Consider the following 24,736-nt stretch of genomic DNA (forward strand, 5'->3'; position numbering starts at 1 on the left):
CATTCTGGTACGCGGCCTGCCCGAGATGGCTATCAAGGATATCAACCTCGAAAATATTGTGATTGAGGCTACTAAAGGCCTGGTGTGTCAGGAAGCCGAAAACATCCGCCTCAAAAACGTGACGCTGCTCACGGCCAATACCCAGCCGGTAATGGAAGTACAGAACAGCAAAAATATCAGCCTCGATGGCATTAAGTACCCCAGCGGGGCCAACCTGCTGCTGCGCGTGAGCGGCGACCGCAGCCAGGACATCCGTCTTACCAACACCAACACCAGGCTCGCTAAGAAAGACCTGGAGCTGGGTGATAAGGTAGGTAAAAAGGTGGTGCAGGTAGCCGCTAAATAAGCAAACGATAACTAGAAAAGCACCTTATGCTGCGCTCTGCGCGAGGTGCTGTCTGCTTTAAGCAAGAGCAGACCAACTTCTCCCTATGACTTCTCCCACTCGCCTTTTGCTTCTTGCCGCTGCGCTGGCCCTGCCGCTGCTGGCTCCGGCCCAGAACGCCCCGGCCGCCATGTCGCAGCGCATGGCCGACGCCTTCATTGCCCAGCATCCCGACTCCATTGTAATTGGCAACCGCAAAACGGCGCGCTGGGACTACGAGCAGGGCCTGATGCTGCGGGCGCTGGAGCGCGTGTGGGAGCGCACCGGCGACGCCCGGTATTTTACCTATATTCAGAAAGACCTCGACCAGTTTGTGCAGAAGGATGGCAGCATCCGTACCTACAAAGCTGATGAATACCAGCTCGATAACCTTGCCACTGGCACGGCGCTGCTGCTGCTGAGCCAGCTGTCGGTGCCGGCAATGAGAAGTACCGGGTGGCGGCCGCCACCCTGCGCAAGCAGCTGGCCAGCCAGCCGCGCACCAAAGAGGGGGGCTTCTGGCACAAAAAAACCTATCCCAACCAGATGTGGCTCGATGGCCTGTACATGGCCGAGCCGTTCTACGCCGAGTACAGCGCGCTAACCGGCGACGCGGCTGGCCTCGACGACGTGGCCAAGCAGTTTGCGCTCATCGAAAAGCACCTTGTGGACCCCAAAACTGGCCTGCTCTACCACGGCTACGATGAAAGCCGCGAGCAGCAATGGGCCAATAAAGCCACCGGCCAGTCGCCCAATGCCTGGGACCGCGCCATTGGCTGGTACGCCATGGCGCTGGTCGAAACCCTCGACTATCTGCCGGCCGGCAACGCCAACCGCGCGGCGCTCATTAAAGATTTGCAGCGCCTGGCCCCGGTACTGGCCAAGTACCAGGATGCCAAAACCGGCACCTGGAGCCTGGTAATGGGCCACGAAAGCGAGAAAGGCAACTACGCCGAAGCCTCGGGCAGCAGCATGTTTGTGTACGCGCTGGCAAAAGGTGTGCGCCTGGGCTACCTCGATAAAAAATACGCCGCCGTGGCCCGCAAAGGCTACGAGGGCATTCTGAAGACCTTCGTGGCCACCGAAAACGGCGCGCTGGCCCTCAACGGCACGGTGAGCGTGGGCGGCTTGGGCGGCAAGCCCTACCGCGACGGCTCTTTCCAGTACTACCTGAGCGAGCCGCTGCGCAAAAACGATTTGAAGGGCGTGGGGCCATTTATTCTGGCCAGCACGGAGATGGAGATTGCGCAGGAAAATGCCGTGGGCCAGGGCAAAACTGTGGGCCTCGACTACTACTTCAACCACGAGCTACGCAAAAATGCCTTCACCGGCCAGCCCGAGCAGTGGCACTATACCTGGGAAGAGCGCACCCACGGCGGCTTCTGGCTGTGGGGCAACCAGCTGCGCGAGCTGGGCGCCAAAACGATAGCCGTGCCCGCCGCACCTACCCCCGCCAGCCTCAAAGCGCTGAACGTGTACGTGATAGTGGACCCCGACACGAAGAATGAAACCCCGCAGCCCCACTATATCTCGGCCGCCGACAGCAAAGCCGTAACCGACTGGGTGCGCGCCGGGGGCACGCTGGTGCTGCTAGCCAACGACACGGCCAACTGCGAAATCAGGCACTTTAATGAGCTGGCCCGCAACTTCGGCGTGCAGTTCACTGACCAGAGTGTGAACATGGTGCAGGGCAGCCAGTTTGAACAGGGCCGGGTGGACTTGACGAGCGGCGCGGCAGTTTTCAAGCAGGCTAAATCTGCCTATATCAAGGAGTTGGCAGTACTGGCGCTGCAAGCGCCGGCCCAGCCGCTGGTCACCAACAACGGCAAGGTTATCATGGCCACGGCGCAGCTGGGCAAAGGCCGCGTATTTGCGCTCGGCGACCCGTGGCTGTACAACGAATACACCGACGGCCGCAAGATTCCGGCTACGTTCGAAAATTTTCAGGCCGGCAAAGACCTGGGGCGCTGGCTGCTGAAGTAGTGAGCAGTTAATAGTGAACAGTTAATAGTGAACAGTTAATATAATGACTCGTGATAACATCCTACTGAGCAGCAACGGACAGCTTGTGAGAGGTAGTAGCTCACCAGTTAGGTGAGCAAGGCAGTTGACCTTCGCTTAGTCTGACGTTCTTTTGCCAGCTGTTCACTACTAACTGTTCACTGTTAACTGCTCACTGCCTTTCTTATGCTTCTTATTCGCCACGGCCAGCCTGGGCACGAAAAACCTGGCGTCGTTCTCGACGGCCATCACTATGACGTTAGCGACTTCGCAGAAGACTATGATGAGCGGTTTTTTGCTACCGATGGCTTGCGGCGCCTGGCTGCTTTCGTTGATGTGCAGCGCGAGCTGCTGCTGCCCGTACCGGCAACCCAGCGGCTGGGCCCGCCGGTAGCGCGGCCATCCAAGATTGTGTGCGCCGGCCTCAACTACACCGACCACGCCCAGGAAATGGGCCTGCCGCTGCCTACCGAGCCCGTTCTCTTTCTAAAAGCCCCTTCGGCGCTGACCGGCCCCAACGATGCGATAATACTGCCAAAAAACTCGGTTAAAACCGACTGGGAAGTTGAGCTGGCAGTCGTTATCCGCAAGCGGGCGGCCTACGTAGATGAGGCCGATGCGCTAAACTACGTGGCGGGCTACGTGCTGCTCAACGATGTATCGGAGCGCGCCTATCAGCTGGAGCGCGGCGGCACCTGGGACAAAGGCAAGGGCTGCGATACCTTCGCGCCGCTGGGCCCCTGGCTGGTTACCCCCGACGAGCTGGCCGACCCCGCCAACCTGCGCCTCTGGCTGAAGGTAAACGGCGAAACCTACCAGAGCGGCAGCACGGCCAACCTTATTTTCGGGGTGGCCTACCTCATCAGCTACATCAGCCAGTTTATGACGCTGCTGCCCGGCGATATTATTTCGACAGGCACGCCCGCCGGGGTGGGCAGCGGCCTCAAGCCACCCCGCTTTCTGGCACCCGGTGATGTCGTGGAGCTGGGAATTACGGGCCTGGGCGTAGCTCGTCAAACGGTCCGCTCTTTCTGACTTGTCTGTTACCGCGCTGGGTTTACCTTGCGTGGCCTTTGCCTATTCTTTATTCTACTTGCTATGATTACACCTATCACACTACTTCAGCGCCCGGCGCTACCCCTCGTCCAGCATTCCATTTCCCACCTATTTTCTTTTTCCCATGAGGTTACTTATACTTCTGTGGCTGTTCGCAGCCAGCTCGGCTACGGCCCTGGCCCAATCGCGGCAGGTGGTGGTATCGTCTGATGGCACCGGTAACTACCGCACCATTCAGGCGGCCCTCGATGCCGTGCCCAAGGGCAACCGTACGCCCTTTACTATTTTTGTGCGGCGCGGCACTTACCACGAAAAGCTGACACTCAACAAGAAGCAGGACTTTGTGAAACTGCTCGGCGAGGGGTCGGACCCTACCGCCGTCGTGCTCACATTTGACGACTTTAAGGGCCGCCTCGTCAACGGCGACACGCTGAGCACTTCCAATTCGGCCACGCTGCGCGTGTACGCTACTGATTTTGCGGCCGAGAATCTGACTATTCAAAATACGGCCGGCGCAAGCTCGCAGGCGGTAGCGGCCTGGATTTACGGCGACCGGGCACAGTTTAAGAACTGCCGCTTCCTGGGTTTCCGCGATACGCTGTACCCGTATGGCTACGGCAGCCGGCAATTATACAAAAATTGCTATATTGAGGGCAGTACCGATGCTATCCTGGGTTCGGCGACGGCCTTGTTTGAAGACTGCACCGTGTTTTGCAAGCCCGGCGGTATTTGCCTGATGGCACCCTCTACCCCCGATACCGTGCGCTACGGGTTTGTGCTGCAGCGCTGCCGTATTACGGGCGATGCGGCGGCCAGCGCTTATTTCCTGGCCCGCCCCTGGAAGCCTTTTGCCAAAACTGTGCTGCTCAACTGCGTGCTCGACGCGGTAGTAAACCCCCGCGGCTGGGACCATTGGGGCAAGGAAAGCAACAAGCAAGATACTTTTTTTGCCGAGTTTAAGTCAACCGGCCCTGGCGCAACGCCAAAGCTGCGGGCGCCCTGGGGCCGCCAGCTCACCCCGAACAGGCCAACTTCTACACCCGCGAGCGGGTGCTGCGCGGCTGGCAGCCCGAGCAGGCCGTTAACTAGCCATGCCAGCAGGTGCCCAAGTCAGCTGCGTAATAGCCTTCTTTTTATAATATACCCCCGGCCCGGCGGTTGTTTCAGCTCTGCTGCGCTTAGCCATTTTTGCGTTTTATGTTCTCTTTCCGCCCTTTGCTGACGTGTGGCCTGCTGGCCAGCGCTACCTGCCTGCACGCCCAAAGCCGCCGCGTAGTGGTAGCGGCCGATGGCAGCGGCGATTACCGGACCGTACAGGCCGCCTTCGACGCCGTGCCCGATGCCAACCCAACGTGGCTTACCATCGTGGTAAAGCCAGGCACCTATAAGGAAAAGTTGACGCTGGCCAAGGGCAAAAACCACGTGCGCCTGGTGGGCGAAGACGCCGCCCGCACCATCCTTACCTTCGACGACTACAACCAGCGCATCGACCCGGCCACTGGCAAAAATATCGGCACGTCGGGCTCCGGCAGCATTCACCTCTACGGCGACGACTTTTCGGCCGAGAATATTACGTTTGAAAACTCGGCTGGTCCGGTGGGCCAGGCCGTGGCGGTGTGGGTGAGCGGCGACCGTAGCAGCTTCCGCCACTGCCGCTTTCTGGGCTTTCAGGATACGCTCTATACCTACGGCTATGGCAGCCGCCAGCTCTATGAGGACTGCTACATTGAAGGCACCGTCGATTTTATCTTCGGCTCCAGCACGGCCTGGTTTGAGAATTGCCAGCTGGTAGGTAAAAAAGGCGGCTTCTTTACCGCCGCTTCCACCCCTGATACCACCCGCTACGGCTACGTTTTTAACCACTGCAAGCTTAGCGGCGATGCCCCCGCCGGCTCGTATGCCCTGGGCCGGCCCTGGCGGCCCTACGCCAAAACCGTGTACCTGGAGTGCAACATGAGCGCCATCGTGCGCCCCGGCGGCTGGGACGAATGGGGCAAAGACAGCAACAAGCAAACTGCTTATTACGCCGAGTACAAATCGACGGGCCCGGGTGCCAACCCCAGCGCCCGCGTGCCGTGGTCGCACCAGCTCACCAAAGACGAGGCCAAAGCCTACACGCGCACCGCCGTGCTGCGTGGCTGGGAACCCAAGTGGCCTAAGTAATTCACCAGCTAGAGTGTAGCCAGCTTTTGGCAAGAACCGCTACCCGGCGCCAGCGGTGACCAACCTGATAGCAGCTGCAACTTACGGAGGTTTATTTTTTACCTGATTGCTCGTTTTACGCCCTTACCCATGCTCCGTCGCCTGCTTTGGGCCAGCTGCCTGCTGCCGCTGACGCCAGCCTTTGCCCAACCTACTACGCCTGCCGCCAGTAGCCTGGGGATGCCGCCCGCACGCCCGGCACCACCCCAGGTGCTGCTCATGCGCGTAGCACAGGATGGCAGCGGCGACTACCGCACTATTCAGGAGGCCGTTAATGCCGTGCGCGACTTATCGCAGGTGATGGTTACTGTTCAGATTAAGCCCGGTATATACCGCGAAAAACTACTGATTCCTTCCCATAAGACGCACATACGGCTGGTAGGCGAAAGCGCGGCAAATACGATTATTACCGGAGCCGACCACACCGGCGACGCGGCCGGCCACAATACCTACTCGTCGCAGACGGTGCTGGTGCAGGCCAACGACTTCACCGCCGAAAACATCACGTTTGAAAACGCGGCCGGCCCCGTGGGCCAGGCAGTAGCTTTGCACGTCGATGGTGACCGCGCCATTTTCCGCCACTGCCGCATGCTGGGCAACCAGGACACGCTGTTTCCGGCGGTGGAAAACAGCCGCCAATATTATCAGGACTGCTATATCGAGGGCACTACCGATTTTATTTTTGGCTCCGCTACCGCTGTGTTTGACCATTGCGAGATTCGCAGCAAGCGCAACTCCTACATTGCGGCGGCCGCCACTACCGAGCGGCAGGCCTACGGCTTCGTGTTTATGGACTGCCGCCTCACCGCCGATACGGCCGCGCACAAAGTATTTCTGGGCCGGCCCTGGCGGCCCCACGCGCGCACCGTGTACCTGTGCTGCGAGCTGGGCGCGCACATTCTGCCCGGCGGCTGGGATAATTGGCGCGACCCGGCCAACGAGCAGACGGCCTACTACGCCGAGTACCAGTCTACCGGCGCCGGCGCCAATCCTGGCGCCCGCGTTAAGTGGACCCATCAGCTCACGGCCAAGGAAGCCAAATTATATTCATTAAGCAATATATTTAACGCTCCTTCCCCTGGCTCCCGGCCGGGCACTAGGCGCCGGGCCTTATTTCAGCGCTGGTATCTAACCAAAAAGCGTCCCCGGCTAGTAGCCGGGGACGCTTTTGCTGCTTCCGCTTACGAGCGTAGGCGGGCTAAGAAGTTAGTCTTTCACGATGCGGGCCGTGCTGCGCTGGCCGCCATCGGCATATTCAACCAGGTAAAGACCTTTGGCGAGCGCGTTGAGGCTTACCGTTGTTTCGAGCGAGCCGGGCTGCACCGCCTGGCTGAAGATGCGGGCACCGGTGGTGTTATACACCAGCACCTGCGCGTCGCGGCTGGCAGCCGTGTGCGGCACCGTCAGCTGGCTCTGGGCAGGGTTAGGGTACACCCCGAGGTTGGTGTTGGCTACGGCGCGGGTAGCCAGAGCTACCTGGGTGCTTTTCAGCATAACATTGCGCAGCGTGGCGTAGCGGCTGGTAGCACCACTGCTCGAGCAGCTGAAATAGATGCGTACGGTGAGGGTTTGCCCCGCCGCAATGGTAACGCCGGTAGTACCATTGAGCGCAATGCGATAAGTATTGGTTTTATTAGGCAGAGTAGTAATCTGAGCCAGCGTAATAGGAGTAGCAAATCCGCCCGTAGTAGCGACAAAAGCCCCGGGGCCCTTGTTACCCGTTACATCAGCCGAATCGCTGGCAAAACCGCTTTTCGAGTATACTACGCCCATCGTTGTACTGCTGGAAGTACTGATAAAGCCTGACGTAACAATGAGTGAATCGGCCCGCAGCCCAGTGCCGCCAGCAGGGGCGCTTACACTAAATTGGGCTGAAAAAGGACGCTTGAGGGCGCCGCCCGGGCCGCCGGCCGACGTGCCCCAGCCCCCACCAGCCGCCAACGGGGCAAAGGCTTCGCCAAAAGCCGACGAATAGGGCTTGATGGTGGTCGCGGTAGTTGCGCCCGATAACGTTACTGTGTTGGCACCATCGGCCACTACGAAGTGGCGAAGCGTATGCGCATTGACGGTAGTATTAGCCGAGCGCAAAGCAGCGCTGTCGGCGCTGTTAACGGTAAGGGGCCAGTACGCGAATACGGGCGTTTGAGCCGCGGCGGTGTTGATAGTACCGGCCGCGAGGCTGCCAGTAAGCAATAGGGCAGAAAGTAATTGCTTTTTCATTAATGAAAAATTAGTAAGGGTGAATAAATTAAAGTTACTGCCAGGCAGCAACTAATACGAATAATGCCCGCAATTTGCTACCAGGATGTGCTTACCCACTCACAAAAGGGCATTTTTTTTTATGCAAACGTTGCCGGCAACGTTTGCTAAACCCACCTATTTCCTGCTTCGATTAGTGGTTTCTAGACTACTACGGCCGGCCTCGACGACGACTCGCGCACCACCATTGTAGTTGGAATAGTAAGCGTGGCGGGCGGCGCGGCGCGGTGCTTTTGCTCAATCAGGTCGAGCAGTCGACCCACGGCTTCCTGCCCGATTTCTTTGGCCGGCTGCTCTACTGTGCTCATTGAAGGTGAGAGCATATCGGCCACGGTAAGGTTGGTGAAGCCGATAAGTGATATGTCATCAGGAATGCCGATGCGGCGCTGGCGCAGCGCGGCCAGGCAACCCACGGCCAGGCGGTCGCTGGCCGTAAAGAAGGCATCGGGCCGGGGTTGCAGGGCCAGCAGCTCATCTACGAGCGGGCCTACCTCATCGGGCCAAAAGTACCGAAGCGCACCAGGGTTTCGTCGTAGGGTACCCCGTATTTTTCCAGCGCGGCCCGGTAGCCCGCCAGGCGCTCTTGGGTGATATTGAGCCAGGGCTGAATGGTGAGGTGGGCAATGCGCCGACGCCCCGACTGCAGCAGGTGCTCGGTAGCGGCAAAGGCCCCGCCAAAGTTGTCGGCCACTACGCGGGGCGTATCCAGCGCCGCCGACACGCGGTCGAACTGCACGATGGGTGTACCCTGCTGCTGCAATTCCTGCAGGTGCGATACGTCGTTGGTTTCGCTGCTCAGCGAAATCAGCAGGCCATCGACCCGGCGGGCCAGCGCTTGTCGCAAATTGGCCACTTCCCGGTCGTAGGCCTCGTGCGTCTGGAAGATGAGCACGTCGTATCCCCGCTGGTTTGCTACCTCTTCAATCCCATTAATAGCCTGCGAAAAGTAATAATTCGCAATCTGGGGCACTATCACGCCGATGGCCTTGCTGCTGCTGCCTTTCAGGCTCAGGGCAATGGGATTGGGACGATAATGCAGGCGAGCAGCGCACTCCATCACGAGCCGCTTGGTTTCGGGATTGATTTCGTAGCTGTCGCGCAACGCCCGCGACACCGTCGATACAGAGATGTTGAGTTCCCGGGCAATATCTTTGAGAGTAGCGGCTTCCAAACTGATTCTAATTAAAATGCAATTACCAGCGCCTGAAAAGCAGGTGGTTTTCGCGGCTAAAGATAAAGGTTAAATGAAGGTTTTCGAGCAATTGGGCTTGTGAACCGGGCGGGCAGCAGCAGCGTGGAAACGTTGCCGATAACGATTGCGCAAATAAAAACGGTCCCCAGTGGCTAGTCCGTTCGCTTTAGGCGCTAAACTTCGACACTGCAAACTGCCCTGTGGTTGCAGCAGCAGGCATTTTCTTCTTCTTAAAATTAAACCCGCTCGCTTTATTATGAGCCTTTCTTCCCGTTTCAGCCTGTCTGGCAAGCGTGCCCTCGTAACGGGTTCCGACCGGGGCATTGGCCAGGCAATTGCCGTTGGCCTGGCCGAGGCTGGGGCCGACATCATCGCCGTTTCCATGCACATGCCCGAAGGCGGCGAAACCGAGCAGGCGGTACGGGCCCTGGGCCGCGAGTTTAAGGGCTACCAGGCCGACTTTGGTCACCTTGACCAGCTGCAGGGGTTTATCCGGCAGGTACAGGCCGATTTTCCGGTCATTGATATCCTGTTTAATAACGCCGGCATTATCCGCCGCGCTCCGGCCGCCGAGCACTCCGACGAAGACTGGGACGCCGTGCTCAGCATCAACCTCGACGCGCCTTTCCGCCTGGCCCGCGCCATTGGCGGCCAGATGGTGAAGCAGGGCTCGGGCAAGATTGTCTTTACGGCCTCGCTCCTCACTTTTCAGGGCGGCATTAATGTACCGGGCTACGCTGCCAGCAAAGGCGGCGTGGGCAGCCTGGTGAAGGCCCTGGCCAACGAGTGGGCAGGCAAAGGCGTGAATGTGAACGCCATTGCTCCCGGCTACGTGGCCACCGACAATACGGCCGCCCTGCGCCAGGATGCTGAGCGCTCGGCCGCCATTCTGGAGCGGATTCCGGCCGGCCGCTGGGCCGTTCCCGCCGACTATCAGGGCCCAGCCGTGTTTCTGGCCTCGGCCGCCAGCGATTACGTGCACGGCACTATCCTCACCGTTGATGGCGGCTGGATGGGACGCTAGATTTTAATGGTTAATTTTTTACTGGTCAATGTCGTCTGGTCTGCATGCGCCACAACTGACTAACAAGTAAAAATTAACCAGTAACCAGTAAAAAATTAACCATTAAAAATGAATTCCCGCTTTGCTATTGGCCCGCGCGAAACGGCCAGCCTGAATACGGCCGGCCTGCGTGAGCACTTTTTGATTGAAACCATCTTCACCCCTGGCGAAGTAGTGCTGACGTACACGCACTACGACCGCATGATTGTGGGCGGCGCGCAGCCCACGGCTGATGCCCCGCTGCCCCTGCCCTGCCCGGCCAGCCTCAAGGCCCAGTACTTTCTGGAGCGCCGCGAGCTGGGGCCCTCAACGTGGGCGGCGCGGGCCGCATCATCGTGGATGGCACCGCCTACGACCTAAATAATCAGGATTGCCTATATGTGGGCAAAGGCAGCCAGTCGGTCGTCTTCCATAGTGTAGACGCGGCCAACCCGGCCAAGTTTTACCTGCTGTCGGCCCCGGCGCACCAGGTGTATCCAACCACCCGCCGCACCCAGGCCGAGGCTACGCCGTGGAGATGGGCGCCCGCGAAACGGCCAACGAGCGCACCATCTACAAATACATCTACACCGAAGGCATCGCCAGCTGCCAGCTCGTGATGGGCCTGACCCAGCTCAGGCCCGGCTCGGTGTGGAACACCATGCCCAGCCACGTGCACGACCGGCGCATGGAAGCCTACCTCTACTTCAACCTGCCCCAGGGCCAGCGGGTGCTGCACCTGCTGGGTGAGCCCCAGGAAACCCGCCCGCTGTGGGTAAGCAACGAGCAGGCTATTCTGTCGCCCCCGTGGTCTATCCATACGGGTTGCGGCAGCACGGCCTATGCGTTTATCTGGGGCATGGCCGGCGAAAATCTCGAATACACCGACATGGACCCTGTAGCCCTGCAGGACCTCCGCTAAATTTTTATTTTTTCAATTTCCCACCCCTGTTTTTGGCTGCTTCTTTTATGAAAAAACATCTTCTAATGCTTTGGCTGGTGCTTTGCGGCAGTATTGGCCTGGCCTTCGCCCAATCGCGCCAGGTAAGTGGCGTTGTCAAGGGCTCGGACGGCGAGACGCTGCCGGGCGTAACCGTAGTGCTGAAGGGCACTACGGTTGGCGCTTCGACCGGCGCCGACGGTAGCTTTTCGTTGAGCGTACCGACCGATAGCAAATCGGCTACGCTACGCTTCAGCTTCATTGGCTACGTGAGCCAGGAAGTAGCCATTGGCGATAAAACAACTTTTAACGTTACCCTGACTTCCGATACGCAATCGCTCGACGATGTAGTGGTAATCGGCTACCAGGCGGTGCAGCGCCGCGATGTAACCGGAGCTGTATCATCGGTTAATGCCCAGCAGATAAAGGATATACCGGTAAACTCGGCAGCTGAAGCCCTCCAGGGCCGCCTGGCTGGGGTACAGCTGAATGCCTCGGACGGCACACCCGGCAACCAGAGCTTCCAGGTGCGGGTGCGGGGGGTAACTCCATCACCCAGGATAACACGCCGCTTTACGTGGTAGATGGTATTCAGGTAGAGAATGCGCTGGGCGTTATTGCCCCGCAGGACATTGCCTCGGTAGACGTGCTGAAGGATGCTGCGGCCACGGCTATCTATGGCGCCCGCGGCGCCAACGGCGTGGTTATCATCACCACTAAAGGCGGCAAGGAAGGCCGTACCACGGTAACCTACAGCGGCTTCACCGGTATTCGTAAGATTACCAAGATGCTGCCGGTGCTTAACCCGACCGACTACGTCAACTACCAGTATGAGCGTGCCAGCCAGATTGGTACCTCAACCGGGGGCCTCTCCACGTTTAAGAGCTATTTCGGTACTACCGACTACAACAGCGCCCGCCTCGACAGCGCCCGCAACGCACCATTCCTGGATTGGCAGAAGCAGGTATTTGGCCGCAATGCCATGCAGCAGACGCACAACGTGTCGATTTCGGGCGGCAATAAAGGCACGACTTATTCGCTGAGCCTCACCAAAAACAACGAGGACGGCATTCAGCTGGGCAGCAGCTATAACCGCTACCTGATGAACTTCCGGATGGATAACAAGGTGAGCGATAAGTTCCGCTTCGGCTTCAACACGCGCTTCAACAGCCAAGAGGCGTTGGGGGCGGGCACCGGCGCGGCCGTGGGCACTGCTACCAACGGCCAGGCCGTACCAACCGGCTCGAATACTACCTCGCGCCTGCGCAATACCATTCAGTACGTGCCGCTGGCGGTGCCGGCTACCAGCCACAGCACGGCCCTGGACCCCAACGTTTTTGACTCCGACTTCTTCAACAACTCCAGCCTGGTGAACCCGGTACTGGCCATCAATGACGAATACCGCTCGGATAAGCGCCGCACGCTCAACCTGGCCGCCAATGCCAGCTTCAATATCACGAAGGACCTGGTTTTTCGCTCGACGGCAGGAGCCGACATCTCGGACTTCAACACCAGCACATTCAACGGCCGCAACTCGCCCACCATCCGCCAGGTATCGGGGGGGTATAACAACCTGCCGTTTGCTACCATCACCACAACTACTCAAAACAGCCTCAACAACTCGAACGTGCTCGACTATACCTTCCGGCACGAGAAGCACTCGCTGAACGTACTGGCAGGTGAGGAAATTTATCAGCAGCAGACGAACCAGCAATACATCCAGACCAACTACCTGCCGCTCGACATTACGGCCGCCCGGGCGCTAGCCAACATAAACCAGGGCGTATTGCCAGCCGGCGTTACCTCGCAGCCGCAGCCCCCTACTACGGGCATTCCGGTTAACTATACGCTGCTCTCGTTCTTCGGCCGCGCCAACTACTCGTACGACGACAAGTACCTGTTTACGGCAACGGCCCGCCGCGACGGCTCGTCCAAGTTTAAGGACTACATGGGCACTGACAACCAGCACCGTTACTTCCCGGCGGCCTCGGCCGCCTGGCGCATCTCGAAAGAGAGCTTTATGGAGAATGTAAAGCCCGTCTCGGACCTTAAGCTGCGCCTCAGCTACGGCCAGGCTGGTAACAACCGCATCAACGACTTCTTGGGCGACCAGCTCTTTCAGGGCGGCAGCGCGGTTTACTACCTCAACCATCAGCAGGTGCTGGGCTCCGCCGCAACGGGCCTTTCCAACCCCAACCTGCGCTGGGAAATTACGACCTCGCGCGATGCCGGTGTCGACCTGGCAATGTTCAACAACCGGGTGCAGTTTACGGCTGATGTCTACTACAATACCACCAACGACCTGCTGGTAAACCGCCCGGTACCAGCCTTCCTCGGCTATACGAGCCAGCTCCAGAATATTGGGCGCACCTCCAACCGGGGCCTTGAGTTTCAGGTGAGCGGCACGGTAATCCAGACCCAAAACTTTACCTGGTCGGCCACGGCCAATGCCTCGCTTAACCGGAACCGCATCGACGACCTGGGCCCCAACCTGAACGAGTTTTACCTGTCGTCGGGCTGGGCCGGCACCGCCTCTACCATCCCAACCGACTACGTAGTGCGGGTAGGGCAGCCAGTAGGCCTGATGTATGGCTTCGTGAGTGACGGCTTCTATACCACCGACGACTTCAGCGGCTACGACGCCGTAAACAAAGTGTGGAAGCTGCGCACCGACAAGCCCGTAGCCAACGACCTGAGCGTAACCGGCCTCACCTCCCTGGCCCCCGGCGTGGTCAAGCTGAAAGACCTCAATGGCGACGGCGTAGTTGACGTCAACAACGACCGCACCGTTATCGGCAATGCCAACCCCAAGGTAACCGGCGGCCTGAACCAGCAGTTCACCTATAAGAGCTTCGATGCCAGCATTTTCGTGAACTTTGTGTACGGCAACGACATTTACAACGCCAACAAGATTGAGTTTACTACCGCCGCTTACCCCCTCACCAACCTACTGGGTGAGGAAGCCGGCCGATACCGCAGCTACGACAACAATGGCGTACTGGTAACCGACCCTGCTGCCCTCAGTGCCCTGAACCAGAATGCGACGGTAGCGGCTCCCAGCCGCCAGTTCTTCCTGCAGTCGTCGGACATCGAAAAAGGGTCGTTCCTGCGCCTCAACAACATCACCCTGGGTTACTCCCTGTCGAAAGCTCTGATTCAGCGGGCTAAGGTGAACCAGCTGCGCTTCTACGTAACCATGAACAACCTGGCGACCCTGACGGGCTACTCGGGCTACGACCCGGAGGTGAACACCCGCCGCGCCACGCCCCTGACGCCGGGCGTCGATTACGCTGCTTATCCGCGTAGCAAGGCCTTCCTGTTCGGTGTTAACCTCTCGCTTTAATTCCCCACCCATCATGTCTATATTTTCTTCTAAACCTGGCAAGTACGGCCGACTGGCAGCTTCGGCGCTGGTAGTAGCCGGCGCGGCTGGCCTACTGGGCTCGTGCAAGAACTACCTCGACGTCGAGCCGATTGCGCTTAACACTACCGACGCCACCTTTAGCACCGCCGCCGGGGCTACTACGGCCCTCATCGGCACCTACAACATGCTGGCCGGCGATGCGGGCTATGGCAACCGTATTTCCCAGTACTATCCCTACGATACCGATGAGCTGATTGGCTCAGCGGGTCCCATCGACGGAGGCCGCCGCAGCATTGCACGCTACAAAACGTTTTCGACCAACACGGAGATTACCAACCCCTGGAACCGTCTGTACCAGGGCGTGGAGCGGGCCAATATCTGCATCGCCAATCTGCCCCTCTCGCCCGCTTACAATGGTGGCGTCGCCGCCGACACGGCCACCATGCACCGCCTCTACGGCGAAGCACTGGCCCTGCGCGCGCAGTTTTACCTGGAGCTGGTGCGCAACTGGGGCGACGTGCCCGCTCAGTTTTCGCCGACCGTGACGGGCCAGGATGTGAACCTACCCAACTCAGACCGCAACGCTACCCTTAAGCGCCTGATAGACGACCTGGCCATTGCCGAAAAGATGGTGCCCTGGCGCTCGGCGGCCGGCGTTACCAATGAGCGCTTCACCAAAGGGGCTATCAAGGCCCTGCGGGCTCGTATTGCGATGCAGCGCGGCGGCTATGCCCTACACGGCCTGGCCATGTCGCGCCCCACCGACTACCTCGACTACTACAAGATAGCCCGGCAGGAATGCCTCGATATAATGAACCACCGCTCGGAGCACACGCTTAACAGCAGCTTCCTGGAAACCTTCAAGAGCATCAACGAGCTGCGCACCGAGGCGGCCAACGAGCTGATGATGACCGTAGGCATGGGCGGCTCGGGCTCGGCCAGCGACAGCAAGCTGGGGTATTACGACGGGCCCCGCCTGAGCGCGTCTCCCACCTTTGGCTCTTCGAGCGGCGCTATTACCATTGCGCCGCCCTACTTCTACGCCTTCGACTCGACCGATGTGCGCCGCGACGTTACCATCACACTCTACACCATCAGCAATACCAACGCCTACGCCGCTACCACCCTGGCCAACGGCACCGATGGGAAGTTTCGGCGCGAATGGCGCGTGCCAGCGCTGCCCGGCACGAGCAACTACCTGGGCTACAGCTGGCCGCTGATTCGCTTCGCCGATGTGGAGCTGCTGTTTGCGGAAGCCGAAAATGAGTTGAACGGCCCCACCGCCGACGCTCAGAAGGCGCTGCTCGAAGTACGCACCCGTGCCTTTGCTGGCAATGCGACCAAGGCTGCCGCGGGCCTCAACCTCACCAGCAAGGATGCCTTCTTTAATGCGCTGGTAAATGAGCGCTACCTCGAGTTTGGAGGCGAAGGCATTCGCAAGTATGACCTGCTACGCTGGAATTTGCTGGCCAGTAAGCTGGCCGACGTGAAAGCTAAGATTGCCCAGATGCAGGCCGCCGGTACTGTGCCCTACGGCCCCAGCCAGATTACGGTAACCGTGCCCGCTACAGTGTACTTCAAACCTATAACGGGCGGGCTGCAATTCGCGCGCTCCTTCTACACGGCTGCCCCGGCTACTGCCCCGGCCGGTACCACTAGCGCCAGCTGGGCGGCTTCTATCACGACTTCCTACGTGGCCAACACGCAACCCAGCGGCAGCAGCTACATGGGCTCGCCGAGCACCGGCACCGGCCTGGCGGCTGAGTACGTTCCCAACGCTGGCAAAGAGCTGCTGCCCATTCCACAATCGACTATCGATGTGGACCCGGCGCTCACTCAAAACTCGGGCTACTAACCACCTCCTACCGGGCAGTGAGCATAGGCTCGCTGCCCGGCAAGTGCTTTTTCACCATGAAGGCCGTCGCTCTTTTCCTGGGTATAAGTATGGGGTGGGCAACTACCGCGCTGGCCGGCAACCGGCTAGCCGGGCCGGCTCTTAGTGAGCCGACCGATACTACCGCCGAAAAGATGCTGGCTTTCCAGCGAAGCGTGGGTGGGTGGCCCAAAGTCGTGGATAATGCCAAAGTAGACTACCGCCACCGCATGAGCACGGCCGAGCTCCAGGCGGCCCGCCGCGATGACGGCCGCGACGATGCAACCATCGACAATAATGCCACCACCCGCGAAATCAATTACCTCGTCGGGGCTTTTCAGCAAACCGGGAATCCGGCCTATCGGGCAGCGGCCGAACGAGGTATTCGCTACCTGCTGCAGATGCAGCAGCCCAGCGGGGGCTTCCCGCAGTATTTTCCCGACAACAGGCTTTACCGCGCCCAGATTACCTACAACGACAATGCGATGGTAAATGCGCTGCGGGTGTTGCAGGCAGTAGCGGAGAAGAAAGGTGGCTTTGCGCTGGTTGACCCGGCCCTGGTGGCTCCGGCCCGGCGGGCAGTGAGCCTGGGCGTGCAATGCATCCTAAAAACCCAATATGTGCGCCGGGGCCAGCCCACGGTGTGGTGCGCTCAGCACGACCGCCTCACGCTGCTGCCCTGCCAGGCCCGGGCCTTCGAGCTGGCTTCGCTCAGCGGCTCCGAGTCGGTGGGCATTACCGAGTTTCTGATGAGCCTCGACCAGCCTACGCCCGAAGTGCGACGCGCTGTAACCGCAGCTATTGCCTGGTTTGAGGCTTCGAAGCTGGAGAATATGACGATAAAGGACGTAGCCGATTCCCGGCAGCCCAAAGGCCGCGACCGGGTAATGGTTTCCGAGCCTGGTAGCACCGTCTGGGCCCGCTTTTATGACTTGGATACCAACCAGCCTATTTACGTGGGCCGCGACAGCAGGAAGCATGCGCAGCTGGCCGATATCGAAGTGGAGCGCCGCACCGGCTACGGCTATGCCGGCACCTGGCCCGAAAAGCTGCTCACCCGCGAATACCCCAAGTGGCAGCAGAAATGGGGACATGCTGCTTCTGCTGCCACCAACTGATTTGACTAATAATCTACTTACCTATATGTTATCTCTTTCGCAAGAGCTAGTGCGGGCCGGAGCCGCCAGCCCGGCCGTGGCGCTGCCCGCTGCTGCTTTATTTAACCTGCCCGAAAAAGTGTTGCAGTTCGGCACGGGGGTGTTGCTGCGGGCCTGCCCGACTTTCTGATTGACCAGGCCAACCGTCAAGGGGTCTTTAATGGCCGGGTGGTAGTGGTGAAAAGCACGGATGGCGGCGATGCTACCGCTTTTGCCCGCCAGGATGGCCTGTATACGGTGTGCGTACGTGGCGTGGAAGATGGCCAACCCGTAAGCCAGGACGTGGTGTGCGCCAGCATCAGCCGGGTGCTCTCAGCTAAAAGCCAGTGGGCAGAGGTGCTGGAGGTTGCTGCCAGCCCCGCCTTGCAGATTGTGCTCTCCAATACGACGGAAGTAGGCATCGTGCTCGACGAAACGGATGATGTGCGCGCTACACCGCCGCTCTCGTTTCCGGGCAAGCTATTGGCCGTGCTGCTGGCCCGCTACGAGGCTTTTGCCGGCGCCGCCGATAAGGGGCTGGTAATTGTGCCCACCGAGCTGATTCCTGAAAACGGCACCAGGCTGCATGACATCCTGCGCGAGCTGGCCGAGCAGCAGGTGCCCGACAGCGGCTTCCTGCACTGGCTCGAAACGGCCAATACTGTTTGCAACTCGCTGGTCGACCGTATTGTACCGGGTCAGCCCGATGCTGCGGCCCACGCTACGCTCACGCAGGAGCTGGGCTACGAGGACGAGCTACTTATTATGTCGGAAGCCTACCGCCTGTGGGCTATAGAAGGCGGTGAGCGCGTAAAGAGCGTGCTGAGCTTTCAGCAAGCGGATGCCGGCATTATTGTGCAGCCCGACATCAATCAGTTTAAGGAGCTGAAGCTGCGCCTGCTCAACGGCACGCATTCGCTGGCTTGCGGGCTGGCGCTGCTGGCAGGTGTGCCCACCGTGCGCGAGGCGATGGAGGACGACTGCCTGCTCACGTACATCCGCAATCTGATGCTGGCCGATTTGCTGCCCGGCATCCCCTACCCTATCGATGAGAAAACAGGTCAGCGCTTTGGTATGCAGGTGCTCGACCGCTTCCGCAACCCGGCCGTGGAGCACCGCTGGCTGGCTATTACGCTCAACTACTCGGCCAAGCTACGGATGCGCGTTGTCCCCGATTTGCTGCACTACTACGAGCGGCTTAAGGCCGTGCCGCAGTACGTGGCGCTGGGCTTTGCGGCCTACCTGCTCTTTATGCGCAGCACCCGCCAGGATGGCAAGGCCTGGTATGGCGAAACGCAGGGCCAGGAATACCCGATTCAGGATGAGCAGGCCAGCTATTTTGCCGGCCTCTGGCAGCGCCTACCGGCAGCCGAAGTAGCACAGACGGTCCTAAGCAACGCGGACTTGTGGGACAGCGACCTGACTCTGTTGCCCGGCTTCGCACCAGCCGTAACCGAGTATCTGCTCCAGTTGCAGCAGCAAGGCGCGGCGGCTACCCTGGCCGCTAAATTGAATAAATCGCAGCGCGCAGCTGTTTAAAGATGGCTGGCTGAGAGCTTTTCGGCCCCTGAGGCGGCCGGAATGACCACCTAACAGATAGTAAGCAGATAGTTATGAAACATTTAGTTGCGAAGATTCACCCCGCCGACAACGTGCTCGTCGCCCTCACCGACCTGCCCATCGGCACGCCCGTAACCTGGGACGGGGCAACCGTGACCACTACTGAGAGGATACCGGCCAAGCATAAGCTGGCGCTGCAAAACCTGGCCGCCGGCGACCCCGTGCATATGTACGGCGTGCTGGTAGGCAAAATGGCCTCGCCCGTGGGCCGGGGCGGCCTGCTTACTACGGCCAACATCAGGCACGCTACCGGCTCGTTTCAGGAAGGCCAGCACCGCCAGAGCTGGGCGCAGCCCGACGTAAGTAAGTTTGAGGAGCGCACCTTCCTGGGCTACCACCGGCCTGATGGGCGCGTGGGCACGGCCAACTACTGGCTGGTTATCCCGCTGGTTTTTTGCGAAAACAGAAATATTCAGGTGCTCGAAGAAGCGCTGGTAAACGACCTCGGCTACGCCCGCCGCAAGAGCTACCAGCCCCAGACCCAGGCGCTGCTCGAGCTGATGCAGGCTGGTAAGTCGGTAGAAGAGATTCTGGCCACCGACCTGCACTCGGCCGAAGTGAATCAGCAGAAAGTGAAACCCTTCCCCAACGTGGACGGCATCCGCTTTCTGAGCCACGAGGGTGGCTGCGGCGGCATTCGCCAGGATGCCCAGACGCTTTGCGGCCTGCTGGCCGGCTACATCACCCACCCCAACGTGGCGGGGGCTACAGTGCTCAGCCTGGGCTGCCAGAATGCGCAGGTGAGTATGCTACAGGACGAAATCAACAAGCGCGACCCGCACTTTGCCAAGCCGCTGTTTATTCTGGAGCAGCAGAAAATCGGCACGGAGGAAGCGCTGGTGAGCACGGCCCTGCGGCAGACCTTCGCCGGCCTTATGCAGGCCAACCAGCAGCAGCGCCAGCCCGCGCCGCTCAGCAAGCTGACTATCGGCCTGGAGTGCGGCGGCTCGGACGGCTTCTCGGGCATCTCGGCCAACCCGGCCGTGGGCCACGTTTCTGACCTGCTGGTGGCCCTTGGCGGCTCGGTTATTCTGGCCGAGTTTCCGGAGCTGTGCGGCGTAGAGCAGGAAATCGTGAACCGCTCGGTTGACCACGACACGGCCCAGCGCTTTACCTCGCTGATGAAAGCCTACGGCGAAAGCGCGGTAGCCGTAGGCTCGGGCTTCGATATGAACCCCTCGCCCGGCAACATCCGCGACGGCCTGATTACCGACGCCATGAAATCGGCCGGCGCGGCCCGCAAGGGCGGCTCGTCGCCGGTAGTGGCCGTGCTCGACTATCCCGAGCCGGTAACCAAGCCCGGCCTGAATTTGCTCTGCACGCCCGGCAACGACGTGGAAAGCACCACGGCCGAAGTCGGCTCGGGCGCCAACGTGGTGCTTTTCACCACCGGCCTGGGCACACCCACCGGCAACCCCATTGCGCCGGTCGTCAAAATCAGCTCCAATACCAAGCTGGCCGAGCGCATGCCCGACATCATCGACCTGAACACCGGCACTGTTATCGACGGCGAAGAAACCATTGAGCAAGCCGGCGAGCGCATTCTCGACTACGTGATTCAGGTAGCCAGTGGCCTGGAAGTGAGCGCCGTGCGCCACGGCCAGACCGACTTTATTCCGTGGAAGCGCGGGGTGTCTTTGTAGGTGACAGGTGCAGCCACTCTCTTGAAGAACGTCATGCAGAGCGCAGCGAAGCATGGCATTCTTCAATATGAATTTTTATTGATAATTGCTCACTACTAATTGATAGCTGAATTATGAAGCCCTTCCTTTCCGACGACTTTCTGCTCCAGACCGAGACGGCCCGCACGCTCTACCACGAGCACGCCGCGCCGCAGCCTATTATTGACTACCACTGCCACCTGCCGCCCGACCAGATTGCCCAAAACCGGCAGTTTGAGAATATCACCCAAATCTGGCTCTATGGTGACCACTACAAGTGGCGGGCCATGCGCGCCAACGGCGTGAACGAGCGCTACGTGACGGGCGACGCCTCGGACTGGGAGAAATTTGAGAAATGGGCCGAAACGGTGCCTTATACCGTGCGCAACCCCTTGTATCACTGGACGCACCTGGAGCTGCGCCGCTATTTCGGCATTACGGAGCTGCTGAACAAGGATAGCGCCCGGCGCATATATGACCAGTGCAATGCCTTACTTCAGACGCCCGAGTACTCGGTGCAGGGCCTGTTGCGCAAAATGAAAGTCGAAACGGTGTGCACCACCGATGACCCGGCCGATTCGCTGGAGTTTCACCAGGCGCTGGCCGGCCAGGGCTTTGGCACGCGCATGCTGCCGACCTTCCGCCCCGACAAGGCCATGACGCCCGAGGCGGCCGACTACCGCCAGTACCTCGCCAAGCTGGGCGCAGCGGCCGGTGTAGCAATCAATACCTACGCCGACCTGCAAGCTGCCCTGCGCCAGCGCCACGATTTCTTCGCTACCCTGGGCGGCCGGCTGTCCGACCACGGCCTGGAGCAGATATATGCCGCCGACCATACCGCAGAAGAAGTAGCCGCCATCTTCACCAAAGCCCGCGCCGGGCAGCCGCTCAGCGCTCCGGAGATTGAGCAGTTTAAATCGGCCATGCTGATTTTCCTGGCCGAGCTGGACTGGGAGAAAGGCTGGACGCAGCAGTTTCACCTTGGCGCGCTGCGCAACAACAACACGCGGGCGCTGCGCCAGCTCGGCCCCGACACGGGCTGGGACTCGATTGGGGACTTTTCGCAGGGCCGCGCCCTGTCGCGCTTCCTCGACCGGCTCGATAACCAGGATAAGCTCACCAAGACGATTATCTACAACCTGAACCCGGCCGATAACGACCTGATGGCCACCATGATTGGTAACTTTCAGGATGGCTCCGTGGCTGGTAAGATTCAGTTTGGCTCGGGCTGGTGGTTTCTCGACCAGAAGGATGGCATGGAAAAGCAGCTCAACGCGCTCAGCAACATGGGCCTGCTCAGCCAGTTTGTGGGTATGCTCACCGACTCGCGCAGCTTCCTGTCGTTTCCGCGCCACGAGTACTTCCGCCGCATTCTGTGCAACCTCATCGGCCGCGATGTAGAGAACGGCGAATTGCCGGCCGACGAGCTGCCCTGGCTGGGCCAGCTGGTCGAAAATATCAGCTACCACAATGCCAGCAAGTATTTCGGCTTTGAAAAAACGGCGCAGCCCACCGGCGCAAGGGAGCTGGTAGCAAGCTAAGCACAGCTGTTACTTAGAGACCGGCTTCTTTGTCACTGGCAACGCTACCGGAAACGTTTGCATGAATAAAGATGGCGCCAGCACGCTCAGACGGCTTTCTGGTGGCTTACCTTTCCAATCGTACTCCCGCTTTTCACCCGCAATCTGGCCGCACTAGCACCGGTTAAAGGCGCTTTGCCTCTTCTACATGAAACAAGTCGTAACCTTCGGCGAAGTAATGATGCGGCTCTCGCCGCCGCTGAACTACCGGCTCTCCCAGGCGGCATCCCTCGACGTAACCTACGGGGGTGGCGACGCCAATGTGGCCGCCGCCCTGGCCCAGATGGGCGTACCGGCGGCCCACGTTTCGGCTTTTCCGGCCAATGAGCTGGGCTACGCGGCGGCCAGCCACCTGCGCCGCTACGGCGTCGATACCACCCATTGCCTCTTCACCGAAGGCCACCGCCTCGGCTTGTACTTTCTGGAAGTAGGCGCGTCGCTGCGGCCCAGCCGCATTGTGTATGACCGGGCCGAATCGGCCTTCGCGCACCTCGACCCGGCTGCTTTCAACTGGGATGAGATTCTGAAAAACGCCGGCTGGCTGCACTGGACCGGCATCACGCCCGCCATCTCGGCCGCCGCGGCTCAGGCTATTGCCGACGCCATTGCCGCTGCCCGGCGCCTGGGGCTCACTGTGTCGGCCGACGTCAACTACCGCCGCAACCTATGGCAATACGGCCAGAAGGCGCAGGACGTAATGCCCGCCCTCGTGGCCGGCTGCGATATAGTCGTCTGCACCGAGGGCGACGCCGACGACCTGTTTGGCCTCCAGCCCGCTGCCGCCGCCCCCAACAGCTTTAGCTCGATGAGTGAGCAGCTGGCGCAGCGCTTTCCGCAAATCAAGCGCGTGATTGCTACCCGCCGCCAAACCCAAAGTGCCTCACACGAGCGCATTTGCGGCCTGCTTTGGGACCAGGGCGAGTTCTTCGAAACACCCTTTTACGATATCTCGCCCGTGGTAGACCGAATCGGTGGCGGTGACTCGTTTATTTCAGGCTTTATCTATGGCTCTCATGCTTATGAAGACCGTGCCCAGGCGCTATCCTTCGCTACCATCGCTTCGGCGCTGAAGCACACCATTCACGGCGACATCAACCTGGTGACGCCCGCCGAAGTCGAGCACCTCATGCAGGGCAACCTGACGGGGCGCCTGCTCCGGTAACCTCATTCCCGGCCCCGGCCCAACAGGGAGGGAAGCCAGCCGATTTTTCTGCGTTTTTTTCTTGCTTCTAATCCTTTGCCTTCCGGCACCCCTGCCTTTTGGGGAGGGGTCGGGGGCGGGGTTTCCCCTATGCTTTCTTCCCAAGAAGTTATCGCCCGCACACTGCAAGCGCCACTGGTGCCGGTCTTTTTTCACGCCGATGCCGCATATGCCCAGTCCATTGTGCGGGGCTGCTACGCCGGGGGCGTGCGGGTATTTGAGTTTACCAACCGCGGGGCCAATGCTTTTGAGGTTTTTCAGGAGCTTGTCAAGCTGGTGGCTGATGACTGCCCCGACCTCGTGCTGGGTATTGGCACCATCTACACCGCCGCCGATGCCGAGCGCTTCATTGCGGCCGGCGCGGCCTTCATCGTGCAGCCCGTTACCACGGCCGAGGTAGCCGCCGTCTGCCAGCGCCACGACGTAGCCTGGCTGCCCGGTGCCCTGACGCCGAATGAGATTTATGCCGCCACGCAGCTCGGCGCGCAGCTCGTCAAAATTTTCCCCGGCAACCTCGTCGGCCCTGATTATGTGAAGGCCCTGCGCGGCCCCATGCCCACCGTCAAGCTCATGGTTACGGGCGGCGTCGAGCCTACCGAGGCCAGCCTCACCGAGTGGTTTGGGGCCGGGGTAAATGTGGTGGGCGTGGGCTCGCAGCTCTTCAAAGGGGCCAGCGACGCGGCTACGATTACGGCGCGCGTGGCGCCACTGATGCACTTTTTACAGAAGCAAGTAGCGGCTGGTTGATAACCACTAATCAGCTGTCATTGCGAGCCTGCGAAGCAATCGCACCTGCACTACACCCGGACGATTACGTTCTGATGCGATTGCTTCGCAGGCTCGCGATGACAACCGAATTTTAAGTATTCAATACGAAAGCTCTATTCTATGAATCCCACCCTTAGCAGCTCGCCGCCCGGCACCGACTCGACGGTCGTGGGCAAATACCGCTGGACTATCTGTTCGCTGGTATTTTTTGCTACCACCATCAACTACCTCGACCGGGCGGTTATCTCGCTGCTGAAGCCCTACCTCGAAAAGGCTTTTCACTGGAACTCGGGCGACTACGCCAACATCGAGATTGCCTTTAAGCTGGCGTATGCCGTGGGCATGATTGGCGTGGGCCGCATCATCGACAAGCTGGGCACCAAGCTGGGCTACGCGCTTTCGACGGCGCTGTGGAGCGTGGCGGCCATGGGCCACGCGCTGGTGAGCAGCACGCTGGGCTTTGGCGTGGCGCGGGGT

The 24,736-nt window shown here is 59.9% G+C and carries 19 protein-coding genes and 4 pseudogenes; 20 read left to right on the forward strand and 3 right to left on the reverse strand.

All coding sequences use genetic code 11. The features are described 5' to 3' along the window. Window positions 1-25: 25 nt before the first annotated feature. The 7 genes and pseudogenes from GKZ67_RS24610 to GKZ67_RS11135 form a co-directional block, all read left to right on the forward strand. Window positions 26-346, forward strand: a complete 321-nt coding sequence (locus GKZ67_RS24610; RefSeq protein ID WP_317172125.1) for a hypothetical protein — start codon at window positions 26-28, stop codon at window positions 344-346. Between the two features lie 181 nt (window positions 347-527). After that, window positions 528-725: pseudogene (locus GKZ67_RS24615) on the forward strand (glycoside hydrolase family 88 protein); the annotation flags it as partial. A gap of 95 nt (window positions 726-820) precedes the next feature. Continuing rightward, complete coding sequence (locus GKZ67_RS11115) at window positions 821-2,347, forward strand: glycoside hydrolase family 88 protein (RefSeq protein WP_317172126.1); 1,527 nt, start codon at window positions 821-823, stop codon at window positions 2,345-2,347. A gap of 204 nt (window positions 2,348-2,551) precedes the next feature. After that, window positions 2,552-3,400, forward strand: coding sequence for a fumarylacetoacetate hydrolase family protein (locus GKZ67_RS11120; protein ID WP_173242340.1), 849 nt, complete (start codon window positions 2,552-2,554; stop codon window positions 3,398-3,400). Window positions 3,401-3,545: 145 nt separating this feature from the next. After that, window positions 3,546-4,643, forward strand: a complete 1,098-nt coding sequence (locus GKZ67_RS11125; RefSeq protein ID WP_173242342.1) for a pectinesterase family protein — start codon at window positions 3,546-3,548, stop codon at window positions 4,641-4,643. Next, the gene (locus GKZ67_RS11130; RefSeq protein WP_173242344.1) at window positions 4,619-5,584 is read left to right on the forward strand and encodes a pectinesterase family protein; all 966 of its coding nucleotides are present in this window, start codon (window positions 4,619-4,621) and stop codon (window positions 5,582-5,584) included. The genes GKZ67_RS11125 and GKZ67_RS11130 overlap by 25 nt, the downstream gene beginning before the upstream one ends. 258 nt (window positions 5,585-5,842) lie before the next feature. After that, a pseudogene (locus GKZ67_RS11135) lies at window positions 5,843-6,622 on the forward strand (pectinesterase family protein); the annotation flags it as partial. 207 nt (window positions 6,623-6,829) lie between these two features. Here GKZ67_RS11135 and GKZ67_RS11140 read toward each other — a convergent pair. The 3 genes from GKZ67_RS11140 to GKZ67_RS11145 all read right to left on the reverse strand — a co-directional run bounded on the left by GKZ67_RS11140 (window position 6,830) and on the right by GKZ67_RS11145 (window position 9,053). Then, on the reverse strand, window positions 6,830-7,843 hold the full coding sequence (locus GKZ67_RS11140) for a T9SS type A sorting domain-containing protein (protein WP_173242346.1): 1,014 nt from the start codon (window positions 7,841-7,843) through the stop codon (window positions 6,830-6,832). A 182-nt stretch (window positions 7,844-8,025) separates the two neighbouring features. Then, entirely contained in the window at window positions 8,026-8,484 is a 459-nt protein-coding gene (locus GKZ67_RS24620; RefSeq protein WP_317172302.1) for a substrate-binding domain-containing protein, read from the reverse strand. Further along, window positions 8,370-9,053: a LacI family DNA-binding transcriptional regulator gene (locus GKZ67_RS11145; protein WP_317172127.1), complete on the reverse strand. Its 684-nt coding sequence runs from the start codon at window positions 9,051-9,053 to the stop codon at window positions 8,370-8,372. The genes GKZ67_RS24620 and GKZ67_RS11145 overlap by 115 nt, the downstream gene beginning before the upstream one ends. A gap of 277 nt (window positions 9,054-9,330) precedes the next feature. Here GKZ67_RS11145 and GKZ67_RS11150 point away from each other — a divergent pair, with 277 nt between their 5' ends. From GKZ67_RS11150 to GKZ67_RS24635, 13 genes and pseudogenes are all read left to right on the forward strand, one after another. Beyond that, window positions 9,331-10,098 carry an SDR family oxidoreductase gene (locus tag GKZ67_RS11150; protein ID WP_173242348.1) on the forward strand — a complete coding sequence of 256 codons (768 nt, stop codon included), beginning with the start codon at window positions 9,331-9,333 and terminating at the stop codon, window positions 10,096-10,098. Between the two features lie 108 nt (window positions 10,099-10,206). After that, window positions 10,207-10,497, forward strand: coding sequence for a hypothetical protein (locus tag GKZ67_RS24625; RefSeq protein ID WP_317172128.1), 291 nt, complete (start codon window positions 10,207-10,209; stop codon window positions 10,495-10,497). A 157-nt stretch (window positions 10,498-10,654) separates the two neighbouring features. Beyond that, a complete protein-coding gene (locus GKZ67_RS24630; protein WP_317172129.1) occupies window positions 10,655-11,038 on the forward strand; it encodes a 5-deoxy-glucuronate isomerase in 384 nt (127 codons plus the stop codon). A gap of 65 nt (window positions 11,039-11,103) precedes the next feature. After that, window positions 11,104-14,399 (forward strand): annotated as a pseudogene (locus GKZ67_RS11160) (SusC/RagA family TonB-linked outer membrane protein). 13 nt (window positions 14,400-14,412) lie between these two features. Next, the gene (locus GKZ67_RS11165; protein ID WP_173242350.1) at window positions 14,413-16,275 is read left to right on the forward strand and encodes a RagB/SusD family nutrient uptake outer membrane protein; all 1,863 of its coding nucleotides are present in this window, start codon (window positions 14,413-14,415) and stop codon (window positions 16,273-16,275) included. A 17-nt stretch (window positions 16,276-16,292) separates the two neighbouring features. Then, window positions 16,293-17,411: a pectate lyase gene (pelA, locus tag GKZ67_RS11170; RefSeq protein WP_254244767.1), complete on the forward strand. Its 1,119-nt coding sequence runs from the start codon at window positions 16,293-16,295 to the stop codon at window positions 17,409-17,411. A gap of 25 nt (window positions 17,412-17,436) precedes the next feature. Then, on the forward strand, window positions 17,437-17,580 hold the full coding sequence (locus GKZ67_RS23515; RefSeq protein ID WP_254244768.1) for a hypothetical protein: 144 nt from the start codon (window positions 17,437-17,439) through the stop codon (window positions 17,578-17,580). Between the two features lie 38 nt (window positions 17,581-17,618). Next, a complete protein-coding gene (locus GKZ67_RS11175; protein WP_254244769.1) occupies window positions 17,619-18,968 on the forward strand; it encodes a tagaturonate reductase in 1,350 nt (449 codons plus the stop codon). A 74-nt stretch (window positions 18,969-19,042) separates the two neighbouring features. Beyond that, on the forward strand, window positions 19,043-20,692 hold the full coding sequence (locus tag GKZ67_RS11180; RefSeq protein ID WP_173242352.1) for a UxaA family hydrolase: 1,650 nt from the start codon (window positions 19,043-19,045) through the stop codon (window positions 20,690-20,692). Between the two features lie 113 nt (window positions 20,693-20,805). Further along, complete coding sequence (uxaC, locus tag GKZ67_RS11185) at window positions 20,806-22,251, forward strand: glucuronate isomerase (protein ID WP_173242354.1); 1,446 nt, start codon at window positions 20,806-20,808, stop codon at window positions 22,249-22,251. 187 nt (window positions 22,252-22,438) lie between these two features. Beyond that, a complete protein-coding gene (locus GKZ67_RS11190; protein WP_173242356.1) occupies window positions 22,439-23,452 on the forward strand; it encodes a sugar kinase in 1,014 nt (337 codons plus the stop codon). A 129-nt stretch (window positions 23,453-23,581) separates the two neighbouring features. After that, window positions 23,582-24,238: a bifunctional 4-hydroxy-2-oxoglutarate aldolase/2-dehydro-3-deoxy-phosphogluconate aldolase gene (locus tag GKZ67_RS11195; RefSeq protein WP_173242357.1), complete on the forward strand. Its 657-nt coding sequence runs from the start codon at window positions 23,582-23,584 to the stop codon at window positions 24,236-24,238. 141 nt (window positions 24,239-24,379) lie between these two features. Next, window positions 24,380-24,667: pseudogene (locus tag GKZ67_RS24635) on the forward strand (MFS transporter); the annotation flags it as partial. Window positions 24,668-24,736: the final 69 nt, after the last annotated feature.

This window comes from Hymenobacter sp. BRD67 (assembly GCF_013256425.1).
Lineage (GTDB): Bacteria > Bacteroidota > Bacteroidia > Cytophagales > Hymenobacteraceae > Hymenobacter.

Bases quoted from the DNA above. Each gene is read 5' to 3' on its own strand.
- GKZ67_RS23515 (WP_254244768.1), top strand. From the start codon at position 17,437: ATGTTATCTCTTTCGCAAGAGCTAGTGCGGGCCGGAGCCGCCAGCCCG.
- uxaC (WP_173242354.1), top strand. From the start codon at position 20,806: ATGAAGCCCTTCCTTTCCGACGACTTTCTGCTCCAGACCGAGACGGCC.
- GKZ67_RS24630 (WP_317172129.1), top strand. From the start codon at position 10,655: ATGGGCGCCCGCGAAACGGCCAACGAGCGCACCATCTACAAATACATC.
- GKZ67_RS11120 (WP_173242340.1), top strand. From the start codon at position 2,552: ATGCTTCTTATTCGCCACGGCCAGCCTGGGCACGAAAAACCTGGCGTC.
- GKZ67_RS11130 (WP_173242344.1), top strand. From the start codon at position 4,619: ATGTTCTCTTTCCGCCCTTTGCTGACGTGTGGCCTGCTGGCCAGCGCT.
- GKZ67_RS11165 (WP_173242350.1), top strand. From the start codon at position 14,413: ATGTCTATATTTTCTTCTAAACCTGGCAAGTACGGCCGACTGGCAGCT.
- GKZ67_RS11180 (WP_173242352.1), top strand. From the start codon at position 19,043: ATGAAACATTTAGTTGCGAAGATTCACCCCGCCGACAACGTGCTCGTC.
- GKZ67_RS11125 (WP_173242342.1), top strand. From the start codon at position 3,546: ATGAGGTTACTTATACTTCTGTGGCTGTTCGCAGCCAGCTCGGCTACG.
- GKZ67_RS11190 (WP_173242356.1), top strand. From the start codon at position 22,439: ATGAAACAAGTCGTAACCTTCGGCGAAGTAATGATGCGGCTCTCGCCG.
- GKZ67_RS11195 (WP_173242357.1), top strand. From the start codon at position 23,582: ATGCTTTCTTCCCAAGAAGTTATCGCCCGCACACTGCAAGCGCCACTG.
- GKZ67_RS11140 (WP_173242346.1), bottom strand. From the start codon at position 7,843: ATGAAAAAGCAATTACTTTCTGCCCTATTGCTTACTGGCAGCCTCGCG.
- GKZ67_RS24610 (WP_317172125.1), top strand. From the start codon at position 26: ATGGCTATCAAGGATATCAACCTCGAAAATATTGTGATTGAGGCTACT.
- GKZ67_RS24625 (WP_317172128.1), top strand. From the start codon at position 10,207: ATGAATTCCCGCTTTGCTATTGGCCCGCGCGAAACGGCCAGCCTGAAT.
- GKZ67_RS11150 (WP_173242348.1), top strand. From the start codon at position 9,331: ATGAGCCTTTCTTCCCGTTTCAGCCTGTCTGGCAAGCGTGCCCTCGTA.